The 6,566-nt window shown below is 36.9% G+C and carries 6 protein-coding genes; 2 read left to right on the forward strand and 4 right to left on the reverse strand.

Going from position 1 to position 6,566, the window contains the following annotated elements:
• Nucleotides 1-87: 87 nt before the first annotated feature.
• Both ACZ2GZ_RS16200 and ACZ2GZ_RS16205 read right to left on the reverse strand, forming a co-directional pair.
• Entirely contained in the window at nt 88-894 is an 807-nt protein-coding gene (locus ACZ2GZ_RS16200) for a hypothetical protein (protein WP_470295678.1), read from the reverse strand.
• A gap of 72 nt (nt 895-966) precedes the next feature.
• Nucleotides 967-2,130: a ParM/StbA family protein gene (locus ACZ2GZ_RS16205; RefSeq protein ID WP_470295679.1), complete on the reverse strand. Its 1,164-nt coding sequence runs from the start codon at nt 2,128-2,130 to the stop codon at nt 967-969.
• Between the two features lie 470 nt (nt 2,131-2,600).
• Here ACZ2GZ_RS16205 and ACZ2GZ_RS16210 point away from each other — a divergent pair, with 470 nt between their 5' ends.
• Nucleotides 2,601-3,338, forward strand: coding sequence for a hypothetical protein (locus ACZ2GZ_RS16210; RefSeq protein WP_470295680.1), 738 nt, complete (start codon nt 2,601-2,603; stop codon nt 3,336-3,338).
• A 21-nt stretch (nt 3,339-3,359) separates the two neighbouring features.
• On the opposite strand, the gene ACZ2GZ_RS16215 is transcribed toward ACZ2GZ_RS16210, so the two are convergent.
• Nucleotides 3,360-3,650, reverse strand: a complete 291-nt coding sequence (locus ACZ2GZ_RS16215; protein ID WP_470295681.1) for a hypothetical protein — start codon at nt 3,648-3,650, stop codon at nt 3,360-3,362.
• Between the two features lies 1 nt (nt 3,651).
• Entirely contained in the window at nt 3,652-3,924 is a 273-nt protein-coding gene (locus ACZ2GZ_RS16220; protein ID WP_470295682.1) for a hypothetical protein, read from the reverse strand.
• Nucleotides 3,925-4,406: 482 nt separating this feature from the next.
• On the opposite strand from ACZ2GZ_RS16220, the gene ACZ2GZ_RS16225 reads away from it, so the two are divergent.
• On the forward strand, nt 4,407-6,554 hold the full coding sequence (locus tag ACZ2GZ_RS16225; protein WP_470295683.1) for a MobA/MobL family protein: 2,148 nt from the start codon (nt 4,407-4,409) through the stop codon (nt 6,552-6,554).
• Nucleotides 6,555-6,566: the final 12 nt, after the last annotated feature.

Consider the following 6,566-nt stretch of genomic DNA (forward strand, 5'->3'; position numbering starts at 1 on the left):
GCTTCCAAGGAAAATATTGACTTGATTTCGAAAAACGAAGCACATACACAAGGCATAAAAAAAGAATCCCGTTAGGAAACGAGATTCTTAAAAAGCATTTGCGTCAAAAGGAAGATCGGGCTTAGATTCCGAGGTTTTTTCGTCGGTAGTTTTTCGTTTCTCGACATTTGGCGATTCTTGTCGTTCGGTTTTTTCCTTCGGTGCGACTTGCTCAACTTCCTTTGAAGGATGGATGGCAGCCGTTTCATTTTTGTTTACACGATTTAGTTCACGAACGTCCATTGGAGATGACGTATTTTGACTAACTGGTGCATGTTTCAATGATGTGCTTTGTAGCGTACTTGTGGCCAAAGGCATGATGACTTCTAACGGGAGATCGCTGTCTCGGTACATTGCTGTAAGAGCATAGAAGACGGTTAGCGCTTGTTTTAAGGGGAACGAAGTTACTTTTGAATATCCCGAGACTTCAATAGATTCTAAAATCAGGGAACGGACGCTTGCGGACAAATTCGATTGGGCGTCGATCCAGTCGTAATATTGAACCTTTTCTAAATCTGTAAGGTTCTGATTTAAGAGAGAACAACGTTTAATTGGTTTTTCAGGAAGAGAAACCTCTGAGCCGTCTAAGACGATCAGTTCAGAAAACGTATCTTGAAAAACGGATTTAAAAGGAGAAATCGCTTTGAACATTTCAGTCTGAACGTCAATATTCATAACGTCCTTATGCCCGAACCTCATAATAGCCAACTCGATTAAGGTGACAACGCTAGTGCTCACTTTGGCTTGGACGGTCGCCCATTTCTGAATCGACTCATGTGACTCGACCCGTTCTTTTGAAGAGGTTTTTGGTAGTTCCAAATATAATGATGCTGTAACGAGTGAACGATTACTCATAGAACCGTCATCCTTTCCTATCAAAAGTCATTAAGTAACCAGCCCTTGAGGACTGGTTACTTAATTTGAGATTTATTTTTTATTTGCATAAAGTGCTTTGGCAAGTACATACGTGCCACGGCTATTCATGCTAGTTGCGTACTCTTTATCAATCCAAACAACTTGTGAGTAGTTTTGTTCTGCAAAACGATACAACTTTTCGAGCATATTTTCTTTGAACGTGATACTTCCTCCACCATGAACGAAGATCAATTCGGCTTGTGAAGAAGACAATTCCGCAAAGCTTACAAACGTTTCATTAAGAATTTCGTCTGCTTGAAGGTGCTTGGCTTTTTCAAAGCATTCACGAGCAAACTCACCTCTAGGTGTTTCTTTTTTCATCCACTCTTGAAGTTCTTGTCGAGTGAATCGTGAATTAAGACTTAATTGACTTTGGCTCTGAATCAATCGAATAGCATCATCAGACACATAGCCTACTCCTAATCGTTTACCACGGCTCAAGTTCGGGATTGGTTGCAATCCTTCAATAGTAGTAAACTCAGTAGTTCCATCACCAATATCCACATGAAGAGAAGTGGCACTTAATAATTCTCGAACTGACTTGTTACTGTTATACATACGGTTGTATTCAGACAAGATATTGTCGTCACTCGTACTGAAAGCGAGCATCGCTGTCTTACCCTCTTCTGTTACTTTGCAATTGGTAAATTTGATTGTAACTTGAACAATTTCGTCAGCGACATGAACCACGACGATGTGACGATTATCAACGAAACGTTTCTCAAGTCCTTCTGCAATTGGTTTCGTGTACTCAGATGAAGGGATTGCTGTTGCCATATCAACTGATAAAGAAATTGATTCAGGCAATTCATTCTCTTCCTCATACTTTTCCTTGACCGCAGATGCAGCGATCATTCCAAGCGTCATAACGACTGGGATATCGTTTTCAGATTTCTTACCGAGTGACAAGTTCATGTTTGATTTGTTTGGTGCATTTAACGCTTTAGAACCGATGTGATATAAAGCAGAACGACTTAAAGCTTTAGAAGAGATATGTACAGTGATGTTGTTGTACAAATCGCTCATTACTTGTTCGATCGTTTGATCGGTAGAAATTTGAGAGCCGATTACTTCTGAAATAACAGAAGGTTGACGGAACGAAATTTCTGAATTTTGAGAGCCGATAACGATTTCAGTTTTAGAGTTTCCAATGTCAGTACCAATAATTTTTTTCATGTTTTGCACCTCGTTTTGAATTTTGTTTACCACCTAAAACAAGTATAACGTACACGACATATAATAGCAACATATTTTGCATCATTTGATGTAAAGAAAGTTTCTTTAAATTGCTTATGTTCTATTGTAAGTTACGAAAACAACATTATCTGATGTAAATTATATTATTTTAAGTATACAAAACATCTTTGGATGTAAAAAGTATCGGTAATAAGTATTAAACTAATATATTATAATGTGTTTTTTATATTTTTAAATGTTATAAGACCATTTTTTAAAAGAAGATAAAATCATTTTGAAGATTATGATTAAACTTGAGATTTTAAATTGAAAATCACCTAAAAAGAGTGAAAAATAAAATGAAAAGCGCACAAAACAGCACTGTAAAATGAAGTCTAAGTAAGCCAAAAATGGTATAATTAGAGTAGGAAATACAGCATGAAAAACCCATTCTTAGGAGGTAATTTAAAGTGCACAATACTGACCAAACCAAAGACGATGTAATTGAAACTGGATTAGATATTCTCATGAAAGTGTATGAGTTTTATCGAAAAAAACTCACGACAGAAAAGGATGTTGAGAGTCCATTAAGTAAGGAAGATCAATTCGTAAAAATGATGGATTATGTAATTGAAAATTCAGATGATGAGAGAGTTGTTGAAATTGCAACTGCCCTCAAAGAAGAACCCAAGCAAGGTCTAAAAATCTTTAATCTGATGAATGATAAAGCTAAATTAATGGGCTACAATGATGCAAAGAAAGAGAGCAACGACTTAGTGGCTGCACTCGATAAAGTGACCGAGAGTAATCAAAATGCAGACACGCCAAATTTAAAACTTCAAGAAGAAATCGACAAAATGAAGGGTCTTGAAACTGCAAAAATGCTCACGATCAACTCGAAGATTAAAGAGTTAGAATCGAAGGACTACTCTTCATTAAACGAGATTCAAGATGAACGATTAAAATCATTCGTCGATCTAGCCAATGACTTTGACAAGAAGATTGAAAACCCGAAAATTAAAGACAAATTTGAAAAACTGTACGGTTCAATGGTGCAAACTCTGAAAGCGAAAAAAGAATCAGAAAAAGAACAAAACACGAAAGAAAATGATGAAACTGAAAAAGGAGATAAGCAAAAATCAAAAGAGGAGAAGACTGAAAAAGAGATCAAGAAACAACGGAATAGAGAAGTTGAAATGGAACGATAAAAACCCTGCATATGCAGGGTTTTATTTTTTGAATTTATCAGGTTTCTTGTGATTGATGTAATCTGAAAACATCTTAAATAGTTCCTCGATTTGTTCAGAATTAAGGTGAGAAGTATCGAAATATTTCTCAGCTAATGCTCCGGTTTGAATAAGGCGATTCGCTCGCTTTCTACGTGCTTCATCTTTAGCAAGGAAGTTTAGTTTTTTATCAAGTTCGTTAAAATGCTTTTGCTTTTTATCGAACTCAGCCCTCTTCTTTTCATATGACGTCAACAAATCACGTTGACGATCAAAGTCTTTTTTTTTGCTCATTTTAAGAACGGGTAGTGTCGTATTCAGGTGCTACTTCATTCTTCACTAGTTCACCTTTAGCAGCATTCTCAGTTTGTTCAAGATCGTAGTAATAAGTAATCTTTTCTTCTAACCATTCCAAGTCATGAGTGCCGAATTTCTCGCAAACAAAGTTACCGATAGATGCTTCGATTCCTGATTCAATATCTCGTAATTCTTTCTGTTGTCTTTCAATTTCTTTTTTAAGTCTATCGTGTTTCTTCAAATCGGTTTTCTTAATTACTGAACGTGCCATGGATTACACGACCTCTCTTTTGGTATTTGTATTTTTTATAAGATTGCGTAAAATATTTTGGCTCGATCATCGCAGATGAACAGGCCAAACATTTTACTGCTCGACCAATGATGATGGATTAAGAATACATAGGAAAACAAGGATGAGTGAGCAAAATGAACATAAAAACTCAGAGTTGATGACTGGTTAAACGATTGCCTGACTCTGGTTTAACTCGTGAAGAATTAAATCAAATTAATTCAAAACGGGTTATTCACTTATGGTTTTATGCGAAAAAGAGAAGAAACTTAGATCGTGAAAGAATTGTGGTTAATCCTAGTCTATGCGATTGAATAGTGGAACGTCAAGTGGTAAAATGAGGTCAGGAGAGAAGCGAGTGCCCATTTACGCACCTTGATTTCATCAAAGTGCCAATGGGCTGTCTCCGACAGAAAATACTTCGTATTAACCCGCAGGGGCTATTTTGAAAGGTGGTGAATCAGATGGCATTGTTCTATATGGCTGTTCGTAATGTTCAAAAGGCTAAACAATCAGCAGTTGCAAAAGCTTCTTACGTTTCAGGAGAGAAGTTGTTCAGTGAGAGAGATCAAGAGACGAAAGCGTATAGAACTCGTGAAGTCAAACCTGATTCATTCATCCTCGCTCCAAAACATGCGCCTGAATGGGTATATGATCGTGAAAAATTGTGGAACGAAGTAGAAGCAATTGAAAAGCCAGTAAACGCTAGATTGATGCGTGAAGTTGTGGTTGCTTTGCCCATCGAACTGGATAAAGAAAAGCAAAAAGAATTAATTACAGAGTACGTCCAAGAAAACTTTGTTGATGCCGGTATGGTTGCAGACGTGAACATCCACCATGACAAAGATCAGAACCCACACGCCCACATCTTGCTTACTATTCGTCATTTTGAAAGCAACGGTGAATGGGCTTCATCTCGTTCGAAAAAAGAATATCTTAAAGACAAAAACGGTGAATTTATTCTTAACGAGAAAGGGAACAAAAAGACACGAAATGTTGATTTAACTGGATGGAATGGGAAACACAAGATCGTGGAATGGAGAAAGGCATTGGCAGAAAAGATCAATGAATTCTACAAAGCCAATGGTATTGAAGAAGAAGTCTCACATCTTTCTTACGAAGATCAGGGCAATGGTAAAGTTGCTCATGAAAGACTTTCACGAAATGAATATGTTATTGAATTAAAAGCTAAAGAGTCTGCCATGCAAGAAGGGATCGAGTATTCACCAGTAACTTTCTATGCTCAAGTTAATCAAACGATTGACAAGTTAAATGACGAGAAAACTCTAGTGGATATGGAACTCAAAAAACTTGAAGAAGAGTTGGCTATACTCAAAGCCGAACTCGAAGAAGAGAAGAACGAAGAAGTAGTCGATTTAGACTCGTTCAAAGAGATTCGGGAAAACATTAAAGTCTCGAAAGAAGTTTACGATTCATACAAATTTATTCGCCAACGCATCAAGTGTGGTTATGTGAAGTTACCTGAAATCAACAAAGCTCGTGAGTCTATCGAATACTGGAAGAAGTCACTTAATATTCGTGACAGAAAACTTCAAAATGAGAAGACGATTCTCGAAAACGCTTTAAAATCTTATAAAGAAAAAGACTTCGAAACGTTAATTAAATCAGGATTCGACCCATCTACTTTCGTGACTGTTTATCGTGAGAAGGCTCAAGCCTTCCTCGATAAACATGAGAAACTCACAGAAGAAGTCGGGAAGTATCAAGAAGCCCGAAGCTTCACTCAGAAAGCTTATGAATTTGAAAAAGGGATTATCCAAGAAGAATTCGAATATCTCAATCCTGAACTCGAACGAATCTCATTGGCTGCCAAATCTAGTGACGATCCTGCCGTGTACAAACTGATGAATGACTTGAATCGAATCAAGTTAGGTGAAGTCAATGACAGTTCTGTTTTTGAAATTAATCAAATGACTCGTCAGTTCATGGATGCTGAAAGCATGGATAAAGCTGTCTCTCGAATTCATATTTCTGACTCGATTAACGAATTCAAGTTCTATTCAGAAAATCTGAATAAATTGACGATGGCAACCTATCACTTAGATCGTAAGCATCGTAGAATTGCGAATGATTCTCTCGTATCTGTCGATGAAAAGTCAAATGTATTCTATCGTTTGAGTAATAACAAAAATGAAATGGAATTCATGACCTCCGAGAAGCAAAAAGTTCGAGCAAACCTTGAAACAGATTTAACACATATTTTCTCGAAAGATGAAAAGTTCTCTCATGAAAATTCATTCGATAATATTACGGCTTACTTCACTGAATACACGGACGACAAGTTGCAATATGTTTCGGAACGAGTATCCATGTTTGCAGTAAACAATCAATTCTCATTAGAAGAAATCGAGCAAGATTATGAAGCAAAACAAGAATTGATTTCAGAACAAAAAATCAAAGACATGGAACGAGATGGCGAACGTCACGAGTCGAATGACTTTGAAGACATGAATGCTAATCCAACTGGTGACCTGATTGAATCGCTTATCGAACAAGCGAGAAAAACAGAAGATGGCTCAAGCGGAGATCGTAAGAAACGTGGTAGAAAGAAACTCACTATCGAAGATAAATTGGATATGGATATGTACTAAAGGAGTGTTCAC

The organism is Exiguobacterium sp. KKT215 (assembly GCF_055635335.1).

What these genes read in the sequence shown, in the direction of transcription:
- ACZ2GZ_RS16200 (WP_470295678.1), bottom strand. Translation starts at nt 894, where the DNA reads ATGAGTAATCGTTCACTCGTTACAGCATCATTATATTTGGAACTACCA.
- ACZ2GZ_RS16205 (WP_470295679.1), bottom strand. Translation starts at nt 2,130, where the DNA reads ATGAAAAAAATTATTGGTACTGACATTGGAAACTCTAAAACTGAAATC.
- ACZ2GZ_RS16215 (WP_470295681.1), bottom strand. Translation starts at nt 3,650, where the DNA reads ATGAGCAAAAAAAAAGACTTTGATCGTCAACGTGATTTGTTGACGTCA.
- ACZ2GZ_RS16220 (WP_470295682.1), bottom strand. Translation starts at nt 3,924, where the DNA reads ATGGCACGTTCAGTAATTAAGAAAACCGATTTGAAGAAACACGATAGA.
- ACZ2GZ_RS16225 (WP_470295683.1), top strand. Translation starts at nt 4,407, where the DNA reads ATGGCATTGTTCTATATGGCTGTTCGTAATGTTCAAAAGGCTAAACAA.